The organism is Microcoleus sp. S13_C5 (genome assembly GCF_036700845.1).
In the GTDB taxonomy this organism is placed as follows: domain Bacteria; phylum Cyanobacteriota; class Cyanobacteriia; order Cyanobacteriales; family Microcoleaceae; genus Microcoleus.
Genome location: NZ_JAUBPR010000132.1, coordinates 1 through 16735, shown reverse-complemented (window position 1 = coordinate 16735; position 16735 = coordinate 1). Strand labels below are relative to the sequence as shown.

The 16735-nt window shown below is 48.2% G+C and carries 14 protein-coding genes and 1 pseudogene; 8 read left to right on the top strand and 7 right to left on the bottom strand.

Going from position 1 to position 16735, the window contains the following annotated elements; all coding sequences use genetic code 11:
• Positions 1–348: pseudogene (locus tag QUA04_RS24660) on the top strand (calcium-binding protein); the annotation flags it as partial.
• A gap of 139 nt (positions 349–487) precedes the next feature.
• Here the strand turns inward: QUA04_RS24660 and dprA are convergent.
• The 3 genes from dprA to QUA04_RS24645 form a co-directional block, all read right to left on the bottom strand.
• On the bottom strand, positions 488–1639 hold the full coding sequence (dprA, locus tag QUA04_RS24655) for a DNA-processing protein DprA (protein WP_333262019.1): 1152 nt from the start codon (positions 1637–1639) through the stop codon (positions 488–490).
• A 265-nt stretch (positions 1640–1904) separates the two neighbouring features.
• Positions 1905–2558: a YdcF family protein gene (locus QUA04_RS24650; protein ID WP_333262016.1), complete on the bottom strand. Its 654-nt coding sequence runs from the start codon at positions 2556–2558 to the stop codon at positions 1905–1907.
• 127 nt (positions 2559–2685) lie between these two features.
• Positions 2686–3333, bottom strand: coding sequence for a DUF2301 domain-containing membrane protein (locus QUA04_RS24645; RefSeq protein WP_333262013.1), 648 nt, complete (start codon positions 3331–3333; stop codon positions 2686–2688).
• A gap of 80 nt (positions 3334–3413) precedes the next feature.
• On the opposite strand from QUA04_RS24645, the gene QUA04_RS24640 reads away from it, so the two are divergent.
• Positions 3414–4091 carry a calcium-binding protein gene (locus QUA04_RS24640; protein WP_333262011.1) on the top strand — a complete coding sequence of 226 codons (678 nt, stop codon included), beginning with the start codon at positions 3414–3416 and terminating at the stop codon, positions 4089–4091.
• Positions 4092–4254: 163 nt separating this feature from the next.
• Here QUA04_RS24640 and QUA04_RS24635 read toward each other — a convergent pair whose 3' ends face one another.
• Together QUA04_RS24635 and QUA04_RS24630 are read right to left on the bottom strand one after the other, a co-directional pair.
• Positions 4255–5010, bottom strand: coding sequence for a DUF561 domain-containing protein (locus tag QUA04_RS24635; RefSeq protein ID WP_333262008.1), 756 nt, complete (start codon positions 5008–5010; stop codon positions 4255–4257).
• An 81-nt stretch (positions 5011–5091) separates the two neighbouring features.
• Positions 5092–5895, bottom strand: coding sequence for a creatininase family protein (locus tag QUA04_RS24630; protein WP_333262005.1), 804 nt, complete (start codon positions 5893–5895; stop codon positions 5092–5094).
• 183 nt (positions 5896–6078) lie between these two features.
• Between QUA04_RS24630 and QUA04_RS24625 the strand changes: the two genes are divergently transcribed.
• A complete protein-coding gene (locus QUA04_RS24625) occupies positions 6079–11430 on the top strand; it encodes a PAS domain S-box protein (RefSeq protein WP_333262002.1) in 5352 nt (1783 codons plus the stop codon).
• Positions 11431–11816: 386 nt separating this feature from the next.
• Here QUA04_RS24625 and QUA04_RS24620 read toward each other — a convergent pair whose 3' ends face one another.
• Positions 11817–12143 carry a WGxxGxxG family protein gene (locus QUA04_RS24620; RefSeq protein ID WP_333261999.1) on the bottom strand — a complete coding sequence of 109 codons (327 nt, stop codon included), beginning with the start codon at positions 12141–12143 and terminating at the stop codon, positions 11817–11819.
• Positions 12144–12465: 322 nt separating this feature from the next.
• On the opposite strand from QUA04_RS24620, the gene QUA04_RS24615 reads away from it, so the two are divergent.
• Both QUA04_RS24615 and QUA04_RS24610 read left to right on the top strand, forming a co-directional pair.
• On the top strand, positions 12466–13110 hold the full coding sequence (locus QUA04_RS24615; protein WP_333262022.1) for a hypothetical protein: 645 nt from the start codon (positions 12466–12468) through the stop codon (positions 13108–13110).
• Positions 13111–13130: 20 nt separating this feature from the next.
• Positions 13131–13877, top strand: a complete 747-nt coding sequence (locus QUA04_RS24610) for a pentapeptide repeat-containing protein (protein WP_333261997.1) — start codon at positions 13131–13133, stop codon at positions 13875–13877.
• Positions 13878–14056: 179 nt separating this feature from the next.
• Here the strand turns inward: QUA04_RS24610 and QUA04_RS24605 are convergent, their stop codons facing one another.
• Positions 14057–14584: a hypothetical protein gene (locus QUA04_RS24605; protein ID WP_333261994.1), complete on the bottom strand. Its 528-nt coding sequence runs from the start codon at positions 14582–14584 to the stop codon at positions 14057–14059.
• A gap of 84 nt (positions 14585–14668) precedes the next feature.
• On the opposite strand from QUA04_RS24605, the gene pyrE reads away from it, so the two are divergent.
• The 3 genes from pyrE to QUA04_RS30040 all read left to right on the top strand — a co-directional run bounded on the left by pyrE (position 14669) and on the right by QUA04_RS30040 (position 16411).
• A complete protein-coding gene (gene pyrE, locus QUA04_RS24600) occupies positions 14669–15244 on the top strand; it encodes an orotate phosphoribosyltransferase (protein WP_333261990.1) in 576 nt (191 codons plus the stop codon).
• Positions 15245–15611: 367 nt separating this feature from the next.
• Positions 15612–16088, top strand: a complete 477-nt coding sequence (locus tag QUA04_RS24595) for a hypothetical protein (protein ID WP_333261987.1) — start codon at positions 15612–15614, stop codon at positions 16086–16088.
• A gap of 170 nt (positions 16089–16258) precedes the next feature.
• Entirely contained in the window at positions 16259–16411 is a 153-nt protein-coding gene (locus QUA04_RS30040; protein ID WP_445242363.1) for a DNA cytosine methyltransferase, read from the top strand.
• Positions 16412–16735: the final 324 nt, after the last annotated feature.

The window sequence follows — 16735 nt, the reverse complement described above, 5'->3', positions numbered from 1 at the left end:
GGCAACCGTGGTGCTGACATTTTGAACGGCGATGATGGTAATGATATTCTTTACGGAGGTAAGGGAGATGATTTACTGACGGGTGGTTTGGGACTTGATAGTTTGATAGGAGGAATGGGAGTAGATAAATTCCTACTCTCTACCAATTCCGGTACTGATAGGATTACTGATTTTGAAGTCGGTAAAGACTTGTTAGTATTGGGTAACGGGTTGAGTTTCTCGCAATTAGCCCTTGTGCAAGATAGCGGTTCAACTTTAATCCGGTTGGCACAAACAGGGGAAATTTTAGCTTCTCTGGCCGGAGTTTCTGCTAACAATATTAGTGCCGTTAATTTCGGATTAATTTGACATTGAATCCGCCAGGGGAGCAATCCCTTATCCCCTGGCCATATTCACTCGGCGGTTTCAACCGCCGAATAATCTTCAATCCGCGCAGGCGGATTTTGTCTGTGTAGACGCGGTTTCAACCGCCCAGTTTTTTTTCACATCAGCATCGCTGATATCGCATTCCCGGTAACTGCGAAACTAACCCCAATAATTCCAACTGCAAAAGTATACTAGAAACTCTTCCGGCTTCCAATCCGGCTGCTTCCACAATTGTATCAAAAGAAATCGGCCCAGATACGATCGCACTTAACACCTTAGCCAATTCCGGCTCCAACGGCGGCCCTTGCTTCTCCACCGTCGGATTTGGAGGAAATAGCGATAACTGCTCGGCTCTATCTAATTTTGGCATAGCTCCGAGCATTTCCAACAACCTGTCTTCGCTTAAAAGTCGATCGCTATTTGGCAGAATCGGATGAGCACCTTTACTCAGCAACTCCAAACAACCAAAAGAACGCTCATCATCCAATCTGCCCGTCAAAACATACACATCCCGGCAAAAATCATTCGCTTGATAAGCCGTAATTAAAGCACCAGATTTATGCGGAGCTTCTATCACGATTGTAGCGCGACTTAAGCCAGCAATTATGCGATTTCGGCGCGGAAAATTAGTTTTATTCGGTTGAGTACCCGCCGGATATTCACTAATTACCAATCCCTGCTGCAAAATGCGATCGCACAACCTCTCATTTTGTTTAGGATATACAATATCTACTCCCGTCCCCACCACTGCAAACGTCCTTCCTCCCGCCTCCAAACAGCCTGTATGAGCCTCTGTATCAATGCCTGCAGCCAATCCCGAAACCACAGTAAAATCACTTTTAGCCAAAGCCGTACTAATTTTGCGAGTCCACCTTCTGCCGTATTCCGAAGGGCTGCGAGTACCAACAATTGCCACCGTCGGCGTAATTCCTTGATTCTCTTTGCGATCGACATTACCACGATAATACAGCACTGGTGGCGGATTGGGAATTTCCAATAATAAGCGGGGATAATCTGAATCGGCGGGCGTCCAAAAACAGGGATTTTTTATAAGATGTTTCTGGATAAATTCTTCGGGATTGAGTTTAGTGCGTTCTTGCACAATGGTTTCAATTATCTGCTTGCCCAACCCTTCGATTCGCATTAAATCTACTGGTTTTGCCGCCCAAGCTTCTGCCAAACTCTTGAAATTTTGGTGCAATCTTTGCAACAAAATCGGCCCGATACCGTTAATTTGCGACCATGCTAACCAGTAAGCGCGTTCTTCTAGCAACGAGTTACCCTCAACTTATCTGAGAATAATTTTATCATTTTTGGTTGAATGAATAGTAGGGAAACGGCATTGCCGTCTCCTGTATTCCTTGGGTAGGGAAATGGCACTGCCGTGTCCTGTATTTTCACAGATGCCCGGCTAGGGAAACGGCACTGCCGTGTCCTGTATTTACACGGATTTCAAACTGTTATATAAATATTTTTTTACGAACCGCGAAGGCGCTAAGAACGCGAAGGGAATTAAGAGAAAGGTTGACAATTACTGGCTAGGTTTTCCAATCTACGAAACGGGCGTAAATATAAGCAATAATTTCTCCGATCACAGTGCGAAAACCTTCGCTCGATTTCCACCATTCTTGGGAATTGTAATCTTGCGGTTCCGCCGCTATAATCCCGACTTTAATCGCAGGATTCAGCACTTCTTTGAAAACAATCCAACTTCTGCGGGCGTGAGGGCCAAAAGAATAAAGATTAATTGAGTCAACTTTTATGGCAGAAGCAGCCAGCCAATCCCGAAGTGCGATCGCAGAAGCAGCAGTGCGGTGTTTGACAACACTCGCTGCTGGTACTGCTACTACTTTGTTTTTATCAAATCCTAGCGCAATACAAGTCGCGGCAGTTAGTGCAGCATAATTTTTATATTCAGCAAGATAGAAGCCTTTACTTAAAGGAGCTCCTGTGGTAATTAATTGGCGGTATTCGCCTTTTTTGAATTCGGCGATCGCACTTTCGATCGCATAATCCGGCAACCAGCCTTCGACAACCAATATATCTGCTTTAATCGGCGCATTAACCGCCAAAAATGGATGGATATTTGTGAGAATTAAGAGCATTGCAATTATTAATCCCATCAGAGCAATTCCCCAGCCTTCCCTGGTAACTGCCCACATTTCTCGGCGGCGGATTAGACGAATTCTCATTTTAACTCGATCTAGATGTTTTCGGGTATGGAGGCAGATTCGGCGAGACTGGGGAAGAGGGAAATACTGAGAAAGTGATAGAATTTCCCAATGCCCAATGCCCCATTCCCAATGCCCCATTCCCAAATTATTGGTGTTTCAGATACTCAAAAACGCTTTTATCCCCGATATCCTGCGGCATCGGTTGAAAAAACTTACGCACAGCAAAGATGATAAACAAAGCCGCCCAAATAGCCAGCAAAAATTGTTCATTTTCGGCTGACAAAAAACCGAAAATATGTCCTAAAATTAAGAGAGGAACTCCAGGAGTCAAAAACTTAGTTTCTAGGCGATTAAAGCAGAATGCTTCCTTAAAATAAATGCCATTTAAGGCGGCAAAAGTAAAGCCAATTCCCCACAAAGTGGCGGGATGTTCGTACACTGCTAAAGCTAGAGGTTGGCTGCTTTGTAGGGCGACAAACAATGCTGCCGCGCCACCGATCGCCCAAAACGCCTGTAGTGTTCGGTGCAGCGCAATCATGTAAATGTGAATAGTTGCCAAGCTGACGCCTAAAGCTATCCAGAAACAAGCAAAAACAGGCGTTACAGCTTGGATTGCAGTTGGGTTGTCGCCCTGTTGCAGCACCAGAGTAGTGCCGATCGCAAAACACAGCGCCGCCACCCCCAATCCCGCGCGGTAAATCAACACTCCCGTGCGATCGTTTTGAGTAATCGTAAATTCGCCGAATTGTCCTTGATAGACTGGCGATTCATCAGGTGATTTCAGTAGTTGCATTACAGCTTCCTCCTATCAGACACGAATGTACTTCTGCCAAGATATACTTTATTGATAAACCGATCCAGCGAGACCGAGCGATGCCTAAATTTAACAAGCCTAAACTTAATCAGCCTAAAGTCAACAAGTCTACAGTTAACAAGTCTACAGTGGACGATCGCCCAGATCAAAGCAAATCCCTTTCTTCCGAATCCGAACTTCCTCCAGTTCAGCTTGATGAAACCATTGTAGCAGGCAGAAGACCGAAACCGGTCAACGACTTTCAGAGCCTGCTGGAGGAATTATCCGAATTGAGAGCGGGGTTCGATCCAGAAATGTTAGCGCATCTAGATAAAAATATCCCATTTAATACCAAGCAATTTGAAACTAAAATCAGCAAAATTTTGGGGTCTAAAAATATTGATTGTACTCTAAAAAATTCCGTCAAATATCTAGAGTACATCAAGCAAAATATTCAACTTCCCTGCCACGTTACCGGCATAGAAGAGTTTGAATGGGAAGAAGAGTATACAATGGGTTCGGGAAGCAAAAAAGAATATGCACGGCTCAAAAAAACTCAACCTTCTTATACTGATAGGTTCATAATTAATCGGTTGGAGGATTTGGTGGTTCAGGAAGAAGGCATATTTGTGGAAGTGCAGCGCGTCGGCGATCGCCAAAAGTTTATGTTGCCTTTAGCAGAGTTAGAATCAGTTGATGTAATCTCCCGCAACAATCAGTTATTAGATGATTATGCCGTGTGGTTTCTCAATTATTAAGCAAGAGTGGAAAACTCGAAGAGTGGGGAAGGGGAAGAGGGGAAGAATGGGAGAAGGGGAGAGTGAGGGATGGGAAAAATCTTTCTTCTTCCTCCTTCCTTCTCCCTGACATCCGTTACATCCGTTACAGAATCCGTTGCCGAACTTCCTTCTTCCTTCTTAATTAAATGGAAGCTGGCAAGTGCGATCGCGAAACCAAAGCCAAAGCTTCAACCAAACTGCGAACAGCCGCAATCATCGCCACTTCGCTATTAAGTTGGCTGACAGCAGAACCGACACCAACACCCGCAGCACCGGCTCCAATAGCGAGGGGTGCGGTGACGCTGGAGATACCGGAAGCGCAGAGTACGGGGACGGATACGGCGCGGGAAATTTCAAAGGCTGCAGCCAAAGTAGGCGCTGCTTTTTCAATTAATCCCAATGTGCCGGCGTGAATTGGTTGAGCGCTGGTGCCACCTTCGGTTTGGATGATATTAGCCCCAGCTTTGACTAATTCAATTGCTAACTGCACTTGTTTGTCGAGTGCCAAAATGTGGGGAACTGTTACAGAAAGAGTGATATTTGGAAATAGCGATCGAGTTTCGCGAGTCAACTGCAAAACTTCTTCAGCTTCAAAGCGGCGGCCTACTGCGTAGAAAGCATCAAAGTTACCAATTTCAATCAAATCAGCGCCAGCTTCTACCGCAGGCACAAACTTTTCCGGTTCCACAGCCGATACACAAATTGGCAAGTTTGTCAACTGTTTTGCCATCAATACCAAATCTCGATCGGCAGCAATATCGAGAAAGGAAGCACCGCCGAGATCCGCTGCTTTGACGACAGCAGCAACGTTCGCGGCATCAAAATTATTTAAACCGCTGATAATTTTCAGGGCGCGACCTTGCTCAAAAGCGCGCTGCAATTTAGAATTTACACTCATCGTTAGTTTTCCAACTCAAAAAATTTCTTAGACTCATTTTGACACAAATTAGAAGAATTTTTTATTTTTAATTCTTAATTTTTAATTACTTCCCGGCTGTCGAAATTTGTAAACATCTTTGATAACTTGTACCCATCCGTCAGAGAGAGATTCGAGAATACGAGATCCCTTTTCTTTCGTCGCCACCGTCGCATCGCCCAACACACCGCTTTCAGTCAACTCTCGCGTCAGCCAAGCAAAAGGCAAATTTCCTTCCATACTCAGCAAACTGTCTGTTGGTAAACCCTGCGGGTACTCGCAAACAGCCAGTTCCATTTTCACCTGTTCGGGCAAAATTGCCAACATCAAACTCGTTTCTGCCTCACCAGCGTGAATCCCAAACTCCAACTCCTTAGCACTCAATAATTCAGCAGCCACATTTGGAACCCGCCAAACAAACAGTGGAAAAACCGAAAAATCCTGATATTTTTGATGGATGTCCCGCGCCGCAATTTCCATTACCTGCGGCTGTCCGCCGTGAGCATTCATTAACACTAATTTACGAAACCCAGCCTGATAAATACTGTCTGCAATTTCCCCGATTACTGCTAAGAGTGTCTGAGCACTGAGCATAATTGTACCGGGAAAATGGCAGTGTTCATTCGACTTGCCGTAGTACAAAGGCGGCAAAGCATACGCGGGAATATTTGCCTCTAACTTTGCCAGGGCTTTGCCTGTCACCGCCGCGCTAATTGCCGCATCTACAATTAAAGGCAAATGGGGGCCGTGCTGTTCGATCGCACCTAGCGGCAGAATTATCACAGTATTTTCCTTATCCAGCATAGACTGAATTTCTCTCCAAGTTAGATAGGGAAAAAAGCGCGATTCTGGAATAAAATTGTGCATATTGTAGCGGTAAGAGCATAGACAACCAAGGCAATTAACTAGCCAGAAAATTAAAAAGTAATTCCCAAGATAGATCACATCTTCTGTCTGTCGGTAGATAATATAATATACCAGATACTTTAAGAGAGCGCTGATAATCTACGCTCGCCAGCTCAGACCGCAAGACGTAGAGACGACTAATTGATGGAAGCTTGGCAAACCCCACAAACTAATTTAACCGACATTCCGATCGCCGAGGAACTGTCGCGCCGCATCCCTAGATCGCACGATCAAAAAGCAGAAAACCGAGCGCTGCAAACGCTGGCTAGACAATTGGCAACCTCACCCCACAGGCTGCTCAAAACACTGGTTGCGATCGCTAAAGATTTGTGCGGCGCAGGAAGCGTCGGAGTCTGCTTGCTAGAAGAAAATGCAACTTCCGAACAAATATTTCGGTGGGAGGAATTGGCGGGCGCCTGGGAAGCAGCAGAAGATAGAAACACACCCCGCAAATTGCGTTTGTCGGGAGCAGGTTTTGATCGCCAAACTCCCCAGCTTTACTTCGCTCCAGAACAATACTTCACCGACTTACAGCAGCTAGAAAAGCCGATCGCCGAAGCGTTAGTCGTGCCACTGCAAGCAGAAAATCAACCGCTGGGGGCAATATGGATTGTATCTCACGAGGCCGATCGGCAATTCGATGCCGAAGACTTGCGGATCGCGATCGCCCTAGCAGACTTTGCCGTTGCCGCCCTACAAATAGATCGCGCCAATCAAACCAAAGAAGCTTTGCGAGAAAGCGAAGAACGCTGGCAATTAGCCTTGCAGGGCAACAACGACGGCATTTGGGATCACAACCTGCAAACAAATTGCCCTGTTTTGAGCGATCGCTTTTTAGAGATTTTGGAACGCGGGCCCGAAGAAGTCAAAAACTTCAGCCAATATTTGAGCTACATTCATCCCGATGATTTGGAGATAATGCAAAGCAATTGGCAGCAGCACTTAAATCGAGAAACCTCACATTATTGCTGTGAGTACCGCATTCGCTGTTCCGACGGGCGCTACAAATGGGTTTTAGCCAGAGGGCGAGCAATGTGGGACGAGTCAGGCAATCCCTTGCGGGCCGTGGGTTCCCTCACAGATATCACCGATCGCAAACAAACTGAAATTGCCTTGAAACAAAGCGAAGAACGTTTGAGCGTTGCCATCGAAGGCTCAGGCATGGCAACCTGGGATTTTGACGTGCGAACAAATCGACTAATTTGGTCGGCGACCCATTTCAGCATTTTGGGCTGCGAACCGGTACCGGGCGGCGAAGTAAGCGCGGCTGTGTGGGAAAACTGCGTGCATCCAGACGACTTAAAGCAAGTCCTACAGGAAATAGAAACAGCTCGGCAAACCCGATCGTTCTACTCCCCCGAATACCGGATCATCCGGGCCGACAACGGAGAAATCCGCTGGTTGAGCGCGTTCGGGCGCTATCTCTACGACGCGGCAGGGGAAGCAGTGCGGTTTATCGGAGTATTATTTGATGCTACCGATCGCAAAAAGGCCGAACTAGCGCTGCAACAGAGCGAGCAAACCGTGCGCCGTCAACTTCTAGAGATAGAGTCGCTCTACCAAACAACTCCCGTGGGTTTGGCCGTTTTAGACACAGATTTGCGGTTCGTGCGGCTCAACCAGCGGTTTGCCCAAATGAACGGCTTGGCCGTAGAAATGCACATCGGCCACACCCTGCGCGAAATTGTCCCCGACTGGGCAGACACAGCCGAACCTTTGTTGGGCCACCTTCTCGACACCGGAGAACCGATCCGGAATTTTGAACTCACGGGTAAAACTAGGGCTCAACCCACTGTGGTTCGCACTTGGCTCCAGAATTGGTGGCCGCTCAGAGACAGGGGCGGAGAGATTGTCGGGATTCATATCGTGGTACAGGAAATTACCGCTCGCAAAATGGCCGAACTCGCCTTGCAAGAAAGCTACAACCGTTTCCAATTAGCTACAACGGCGATCGACGGCCTGGTGTTTGAGTGGGATTTGGCAGCAAACTCAGTTTACCGTTCCGAGGGACTGTGTTCGATCGTCGGTGTCTGCCCAGAGGATGCACCCGCAACACCAGAGTGGTGGAGAGAACGCATCCATCCCGCCGATTTGGCACGCATCCAGGCCGGGGGGCAATCAGTCTTAAGTGCCGAGCGCTACGAAGTCGAGTACCGAGTCCGGCACGAAGACCGGCGCTGGATCGATGTTTGGGAGCGCGGCTGTTTGATCCGCAACCAGCAAGGTGAAGTGACCAAAATAGTCGGCTTCACCAGCAATATTACCAAGCGCAAACAAGCAGAAGCAGCACTGCGCGATCGTGAAACCCACCTGCAGTTGATTCTTGACAGCGCCAAAGACTACGCCATCTTCACCATCGACAGCGACGGACACGTTACCAGTTGGAACGCAGGCGCCCAGAGATTGCTGGGCTATACTGAAGCTGAAATCGTCGGGCAAGACGGACGAATCATCTTCACCCCAGAAGACTCTGCTGCTAGAAAGCCGGAAGCAGAAAGGCACATCGCCCTGACTCAGGGAAAGGCAGAAAACGAGCGCTGGCACGTCCGCAAAGACGGCAGCCGCTTTTGGGGCAGCGGGCTGGTGAGGCCCCTGCGCGACGCAGCCGGCGAGGTACAAGGTTTCCTGAAAATTATGCAGGACAAAACCGAGCGCCGGCAAATAGAAGAAGCACTGCGGCAAAGCGAAAATCTCTACCGCACCCTAGCCGAGGGCGTCCCGGAATTAATGTGGATCAACACCGCCGACGGCAGGTTAGAGTTTTGCAACCAACACTGGAAAACCTATACGGGCATCAGGCCAGCACAATTTCCGCTGGCTGGACTGGTGCAGCAATTATTTCATCCTGACGATCTGCCAGCAGTTGTCGCCACGCGCACCAAAGCGATTGAAGCAGGGGAATCCTACGAATTTGAGTGTCGGGTGCGTAGGTTTGACAACACCTACCGCTGGCATCTGGCGCGACTTGTGCCCGTCAAAGACAGGGGGGGACAGGTTGTGCAATGGGCGGGGATCGGGATTGATATTGACGATCGCAAACGAGCAGAAGAAAGCTTAGCCGAAAGCGACCGCCGCTTTCGCTTCCTGGCTGAGTCGCTGCCCCACCTGATTTGGAACGTAAGCTCCGCCGGGGAAATTCGCTTTACCAATCAACAAAAATGGTTGGAATATCTGGGGATGTCTTACGAGGAAGCCGCTCAAAACAATTGGGAATCCCTAGTCCCGCCCTCGGATTTGGCAGAATCTTGGGCCCGCTGGGAAGAATGTCTAATCACCGGAGAAGTTTATCAAATTGAGCTGCGCCTGCGGCGGGCAGCAGACAAAATGGAACGCTGGCATTTGTCCCGGGCCGTGCCAATTCGCGACGCAGGGGGCCAGGTTGTCGAGTGGATCGGCACGAATACCGATATTCACGATCGCAAACAAGCCCAACTCAACGAGCAGTTTCTCTCTGATCTGGAAGTCCGCTTGCGGCAGCGCTTCAACCCCGCAGAAATGTTGTCGGAAGCCATGAACAGTCTGGGAGAATATTTACAGGTCGATCGCTGCATCTGGCACGAAATCGATGTAGAAGGCGATCGGGCAATTGTCCACCAAGACTGGCACCAGTCCGACCTTGCCAGCGCCGCCGGCACCTATCAACTCTCCGACTTTAAGACGCCAGAACTGAAAGCTCTCTCTATGGCAGGTCAAACACTTGTCATCTCAGATATCGCTAATCACCCGCATACAACGCATTTGGTCGATAACTACGGGGCCGCTAGCATTTGCGCTTTAGTTGATGTTCCCTGCCTTCAGGAAGGGCGCTGGGTGGCTCTTTTGGTAGTGACATCAAAGGTGGTTCGGCACTGGCGGCCCGATGAAGTTTGGCTGATGCAAGAAGTGGTGGCTCGCCTCTGGACGGTCATCCTGCACGCGCGAGCCCTGCAGGATCTGCACGAAAGCGAGGCTCGGTTCCGCGCTCTAGCTGACAACATCGCTCAGTTGGCCTGGATGACTGATCCTGCTGGGCGGATTTTCTGGTACAACCAGCGCTGGTTTGAGTACACGGGAACCACCCTGGAGGAAATGCAAGGCTCGGGCTGGCAACAGGTGCACCACCCGGAACACATCGATCGCGTTGTGGAAAAATTTAGGCGCTGCATTGAAACAGGTGAACTCTGGGAAGATACTTTCCCCTTGCGCGGCAAAGACGGATCGTACCGCTGGTTTCTCTCCCGCGCCGTGGCGATTCGCGACGATCAAGGCAACGTACTGCGCTGGTGTGGCACCAACACTGACATTACTGATCGAAAAGTTGCAGAAGCGGAACGGGAACGCCTTCTAGCGCGGGAAAAGGCAGCGCGGGAAGAAGCAGAACAGGCTAACCGCGTCAAAGACGAATTTTTGGCTGTTTTGTCCCACGAATTGCGGACTCCCTTAAACCCGATTATGGGCTGGACGAAGCTGCTGCGATCAAACGTTCTGACACCGGAAAAGCAGCGTTACGCCTTAGAGACGATCGAGCGCAACGCCAAACTGCAAACCCAGCTTATCGAAGATTTGCTGGACGTATCGGGTATTCTGCAAGGTAAGGTCAGCTTGAAAGTTGCACCTGTGGATTTAGCCGGGGTCATCGGCGCTGCTATTGAAACAGTGCGTCTGGCGGCGGAAGTCAAGTCGATTCAAATCAGCACTCAATTTGCACCAAATCTCGGCCCGGTGTTGGGCGATGCGGGCAGACTTCAGCAGGTAGTCTGGAATTTGCTGTCAAATGCCGTCAAGTTCACCCCGCCGGGAGGCAAAATTGAAGTCGTTCTCGCTCGGGTGGACAGGAACGCCCAAATTACTGTAACTGATACTGGAAAAGGTATCGAACCTGATTTTCTGCCCTATGTCTTCGACTACTTCCGGCAAGCTGACAGTACGATGACGCGCAAGTTTGGCGGATTGGGTTTAGGATTGGCGATCGTCCGCCGTCTTGTCGAACTCCACGGCGGCACGGTGAAATCGGAAAGTGCAGGCGAAGGACAAGGCGCGACATTTACCGTCAGGATACCCCTGATGCCCGTGCAACCTCAGACAAGTCCTGCTGCTGCTGGGCCGGATCAATCCTTCAATTTGAGCGGTATCAGGGTGTTAGCGGTAGATGATGAGGCCGATGCGCGAGATTTGGTGGTTTTTGTGCTTGAGGATTGTGGGGCAAGTGTTACAGCAGTTGCTAACGCCGCCGATGCCTTGGCGGTTTTAAGCCAGTCTGTGCCGGATTTGCTGTTGAGCGATATTGGAATGCCCGAAACCGACGGTTATATGTTGATGCGACAGGTTCGGGCTCGGGCGCCTGATCAAGGGGGATTGGTTCCGGCGATCGCCCTCACGGCTTATGCTGGAGAAATTGACTATCAGCAGGCCCTAGCTGCGGGGTTCCAACGCCACATTGCTAAGCCTTTAGACCCAGACAAGTTGGTGCAGGCGATTTGGGAGGTACTCGATCATTCGGGCGAAAATATTTTTTAAGGTCTTTTTGTGTCTGAAAAGTCCTTTATTTAATGAACCGCGAAGACGTTAAGAAGTTGAAGGAAAAAAGGAAGAAAAAAGGAAGAAGTTAATAATCTCTAGTCCGGTTATATCTGAAATATTGCACCATTCTCAATAATGATTTTATTGACTGGCGAGGAGCAACGGCCCACAATAAAATTCATCTGTTATGGAACAGGCCGGAAAGCCTGTTCTTGACAATGCTAAAATATCTCAGATGTAACCAATTTTATTGTTGTTCGATCGCGCATAATCTCAAACAAAAAAACCTCACAGATGGAGGTTTTTTGATGATTATTGGTCCTAGTCGGACAGGTTAAAACATCCTGTCCCTGCATAATGCCCACAGCACTAAGACTCAATTCTTAGCGGTAGTCACTACGCACAGCGGGCTCGCGATCACTCGTTGTACTGGTATAGCGGACATTTTCTTCGCGTTTGCGGGGAATCAAACCCAACAAACCAGACAAGCCTAGCAAGCCCAACCATCCCCAATCAAAATCGCGATCGTTATCAGCACTGTAGACATCGGAGCGAGGACTTGTGGTGGTGGTTGTAGTGCTATTAGTACCGGAAGTAGTACCGCCAGTTGTACCTGTCTGAGCTGAAGCAGGGAGATGAGCTGGTGCTATGGCTAAACCAGCAGCTATAATACCTGCACCGATTGCTTTGGATAAATCAGAACGTTTCATAATTCAAATGCTCTCTGTTGGCTAAAATCTTTAACTATCAAAACTATATCGATTGCCTTTTAAAGTTAAATCCACCTCTAGCAGTAAAGATTGTTATGTTCCACGTATAACTACAGATTGATATCAAATTTTTAGCAGGCGCACAAAATTAAAGATTGCTCGCGGAGGCACTCCGGCACTAGAAATCGCGGGTCTGACACCTCACGAGGTTGTGAAGCAGTGCGGCACTCTCGACAACAGACAAGGTGGTGTTGACAAAAAAAGGTAAACTCAGATATTGCACAGACAAGTGTTGGAACTCGATCGACGGAGATCAAAACTTTTGGGAATAGAGTTACGCAGCTACGTATTTCTAGACAACTTGCAACCACAGCACGCAGCATACATCGGCACCATCGCCGCCGGATTCTTGCCACTGCCGGGGGATGCGTCGCTGTGGATAGAAATCTCGCCCGGTATCGAAATTAACCGAATTACCGATGTCGCCCTCAAATCAGCCTCCGTGCGCCCGGGAGTGCAGATAGTCGAACGCTTGTACGGTCTTCTGGAAGTACACTCGGGCCTGCAGGGGGAAACGCGGGCCGCAGGCAAAGCAATTCTAGAATTCATGGGAGTCCGCAGAGAAGAAGGTATCAAACCGCGAGTGATTTCCAGTCAAATTATTCGCAACATTGACCCCCACCAAACACAATTAATCAACCGCACCCGTCGCGGACAGTTGCTGCTGGCGGGACAAACGCTTTACGTCTTAGAAGTAGAACCGGCAGCCTATGCAGCGCTGGCGGCCAATGAAGCAGAAAAAGGCGCATCTATTAACATCTTAGAGGTTCAGGCTGTCGGTAGTTTCGGACGGCTTTACCTCGGCGGCGCAGAACGAGACATTATAGCAGGTTCCCAGGCAGCAATTGCGGCGGTGGAAAACGTGACGGGTCGAGAAAATGCAGCAATTGTGGGTCGAAAGGAATAGCCGTTAAAGGAGATGCAATTATGGCAAATACACAGCATTTAGCGCTGTTAAAAAAAGGTGCAGTTACTTGGATTGAATGGAGAAGTCTCAACCCAAATATAGAACCCGATCTCAGCGAAGCTAACCTCGCCGAAGCAAATCTCAGAGGTGCACATCTTTGGCGGTCTAACCTTTTTAAAACAGATTTGTTTAAGGCTAAATTAATTGCGGCAAACCTCGCCGAATCTAATTTTAGTTTAGCAAATCTTGCCGGAGCGCAAATGCTCGAAACTAATTTAATTAAAGCTAATTTAACTGGAACTAACCTCCGAGCGGCAGACATGAGGGGAGCTGATTTGAGCAGTGCTAATTTAATTGGGGCTGACCTCACCGCTGCTACTCTCCAACAAACCGATTTCGGTGATGCGAATTTAATCGGTGCGGTGATGTTTCAAGTTAAGGCGATCGGCGCGAACCTTAACTGTGCTAATCTCAGTCAAGCAAATCTCACTCAAGCTGAATTCATTGAAGCACAGTGCTATGCAGCTAATTTCTCTAAAGCTAACCTCGTGGAAGCTCACTTCACTGGAGCATATCTTTTCCGGGCAAATCTCTGTTTTGCCCAGTTGAGCGCTGCCGATTTACGGTGGGCAAATCTCGGCAAAGCTGATTTGAGAGGGGCTAATTTGACCGGGGCAAATCTCAGGGGAGCGAAATTGGCGGGAGCTAATCTGGGCGAAGCTATTTTGAAAAGAACAATCATGCCTGACGGCAGTATGGTTTCATAAATATTGGATAATATCTATTACTGTAAAATAACCGCGATAGTTAAAAAAAAGTCAGTTGCGCCTTTACCGAAACGATTGCCAAAACATGAGTTTTTGGGGCGGGTTGAGGCTTTCTCTCTCATACAAATCCGAGATGAGAGTAAACCCGCCTTGGCTCAAAACTCGCAACTGTCGATCGATTAATTTTTGCGGGCCGGCGATACTTGATAAAGTCCTCTAACGGGCCCTGGATCAGTCGGTGAATCTTGCTGCTGTGTTGGAAGTGTAAACTGATCTTGGAGTCCGGCGGGAGTAGCGAAACAGCCGCTGGGTTGAGGTGCTAGCTGGCAAGCTGGAGGCAGTGCCATGATTGAGGCATCGAAGGGATTGACGGCATCTGGGACGCGGAGAATCGGGTCGCTGGAAACTTGGCGCTGCATTACTCGTCGGTAGAAGCCGTTGACCCGACTCGCATCCCGCTCCATTTCTTTTTCGGGAAAGGCAACGACGCCGCTGGGGGAACCGATGCCTAAATAGTCGCCCAAGTAGCCTTGCAAGCTGACGTTGTGGTAAAAGTCTCCTGAAGCTTGAAAAAATTGTCGGTTGAAGTCGTCGGCAATTGGGTGAAATCGCTCTGTTTGTGCTTGAGCTGGTTTGACGGATGCCATTGCGGCAGAGGCGACAGCGAGAATCAACGCGCCGCTCAGGCTTTTTAACTTTTGACTCATATATTTGGGCCTCCTTAATTAATTCCGATTCCACTATAAACTGATTATCGGCGGATTATTTGTGTTTTTTACACGGTGTGAGTTATGAATGCTGCGGATTTAAAAGTGTTGCGCGATCGACTTCTGGGTTTGTTGTGCGAGTTTGCCTATCGCGAAGGCGATTTTGTGCTGTCTTCGGGGCATAAAAGTTCTTATTACATTAACTGCAAACCGGTGACGCTGCACGCTGAAGGTGCTTTGGCAACGGGACGTTTGTTGTTGTCGATGCTGTCGTCGGATGTGCAAGCTGTGGGCGGTTTGACTTTGGGTGCTGACCCGATTGTAACTGCGGTGAGTGTGGTTTCGGCTCTGGAAGGTCGATCGATTCCGGCGCTAATTGTCAGAAAGGAGACGAAGGGACACGGGACAATGGCGTACATTGAGGGGCCGCTGTTGCCAGGGGGCACGAATGTGGCGGTTTTGGAGGATGTGGTGACGACGGGTAAGTCGGCGATGCAGGCGGTGGAACGGTTGCGCGGTGCGGGTTATAAAGTCGATCGCGTGTTGTCGCTAATTGACAGAGAGCAAGGTGGTGCGGAGTTTTATCGTTCTGTTGGATTGGACTTTGAAACAGTTTTTACGATCAATGATCTTAAGGAATGGATTAGTAGCAAGAAATAGGGAAAAGTGCGATCGAACTGACCGAAGATCACCATTTTCATGAACAGGCTTTCGGGCCTCTTACACAAGAGTTTTGAAGATGTTTTTTTCTCGTTACCAGGCTGTGCCTGGTAATGAATATCTAGAGGCTCTGCCTCCATTTGAAGTGAGGAAATCGGTGTTTTATTGGGTGGGATTAGAAACTATCCTCGCTCTAATTTTATCAAAATCAGCTCAGGCACTTGGAGGACAATGGAAAATAAAATTTTCGGTGCTAAACAAGCGCAAGCTTTAAAGTTCAAAATCTATACCAATCGGCAGATTTTAGCAGAGGGAAATTATAACCTGAGTGAGATATTAACTAGATAAGACTGTTTTAAGATGTTAGATGACGCAGCAAGGAGAAGCAGTAATGATTTTACCTGCATCTATTAAAAGGAAATGGAAACTACTGGCAACAGCCTTTATTTGTCCTCTGACACTAATTGGTGTTGGCATTCAGCAACAACCGCTTCAAGCACAACAAAATCCATCTAAGACTAATGTTGCTTCTTTGCCAGATGGTATTTACCTCTACGGAGATTCGCCACAGCCCAACCAAGTTCTTCAAAACTATATCGTGTTTCAACGCCAGAACGATCGCGTCGTTGGTGCAATCTACGCGCCGCGATCGGACTTTGCGTGCTTCACTGGTAAAATTCAGGGAAATACACTGTCCGGGAAGGCAGTCTCAGCCGGAAAAATTCAAACAGTTGAAGTCAATACTCAGCTAACAAATCTGCATTCTATTCGCACAATTAGCTCAAACGATCGGCGCCTTCTTTCAACGTGCCAACTGACAGCGCGAGCTAACATATCCAGGTAAATCTTTTAGTTAGATCAAATGGTGCATGAGGCTGGCGGTGCGTTAACGCAGTGTAACGCACCCTACGAATTGACACTTTCTCGTTACCAGGCTCTGCCTGGTAATGAATATCTAGAGGCTCTGCCTCCATTAAAAAATAGTACAAAATATGATTTTTTACCGCCGGCTTAATGGCTCTGAAAAAAATCCGTTTTACTGACTTATTCTCAGGAAGAGGCGGCATGAGGTTAGCGTTTGAATCCGCCACTCGTTTCTTGAATCTGGAAAAGGAATGCCTCTTAAGTAGCGAAATCAATCCCGGCGCTCAGTTAGTTTACCAGTAAAGGGTAGGCGGGTAATTGACGATCGCGGTGGCAATTCTATTCATTCTTGCGAACTGGGTTTGCGAGGCGAGTGCAGTTTAGACCAAATTGAGTTTATCAAGAGTTTTATATTGAAAAGGTGAAATAAATAATTTGGGCATAACCCAGATGGCAAGCTATTAACTAAAGAGCAAATAGCTACTTTTTTTGCTCATCCCAATCTCGATAAAATTCTGGATTCCTTGGTAACAAAAAAGTACCTGCAAGGCAGGGTAAGCGCATCTAATTTGGTCTTTTAAAATACAGATTATTTGGTCCAAAGATGAGAGAGCAATATTTTTACAA

Excerpts from the sequence above, each read along its gene's own strand:
- QUA04_RS24650 (WP_333262016.1), bottom strand. The coding sequence starts at position 2,558 with ATGAGAATTCGTCTAATCCGCCGCCGAGAAATGTGGGCAGTTACCAGG.
- QUA04_RS24645 (WP_333262013.1), bottom strand. The coding sequence starts at position 3,333 with ATGCAACTACTGAAATCACCTGATGAATCGCCAGTCTATCAAGGACAA.
- QUA04_RS24640 (WP_333262011.1), top strand. The coding sequence starts at position 3,414 with ATGCCTAAATTTAACAAGCCTAAACTTAATCAGCCTAAAGTCAACAAG.
- QUA04_RS24635 (WP_333262008.1), bottom strand. The coding sequence starts at position 5,010 with ATGAGTGTAAATTCTAAATTGCAGCGCGCTTTTGAGCAAGGTCGCGCC.
- QUA04_RS24630 (WP_333262005.1), bottom strand. The coding sequence starts at position 5,895 with ATGCACAATTTTATTCCAGAATCGCGCTTTTTTCCCTATCTAACTTGG.
- QUA04_RS24625 (WP_333262002.1), top strand. The coding sequence starts at position 6,079 with ATGGAAGCTTGGCAAACCCCACAAACTAATTTAACCGACATTCCGATC.
- QUA04_RS24620 (WP_333261999.1), bottom strand. The coding sequence starts at position 12,143 with ATGAAACGTTCTGATTTATCCAAAGCAATCGGTGCAGGTATTATAGCT.
- QUA04_RS24610 (WP_333261997.1), top strand. The coding sequence starts at position 13,131 with ATGGCAAATACACAGCATTTAGCGCTGTTAAAAAAAGGTGCAGTTACT.
- QUA04_RS24605 (WP_333261994.1), bottom strand. The coding sequence starts at position 14,584 with ATGAGTCAAAAGTTAAAAAGCCTGAGCGGCGCGTTGATTCTCGCTGTC.
- pyrE (WP_333261990.1), top strand. The coding sequence starts at position 14,669 with ATGAATGCTGCGGATTTAAAAGTGTTGCGCGATCGACTTCTGGGTTTG.
- QUA04_RS24595 (WP_333261987.1), top strand. The coding sequence starts at position 15,612 with ATGACGCAGCAAGGAGAAGCAGTAATGATTTTACCTGCATCTATTAAA.
- QUA04_RS30040 (WP_445242363.1), top strand. The coding sequence starts at position 16,259 with ATGGCTCTGAAAAAAATCCGTTTTACTGACTTATTCTCAGGAAGAGGC.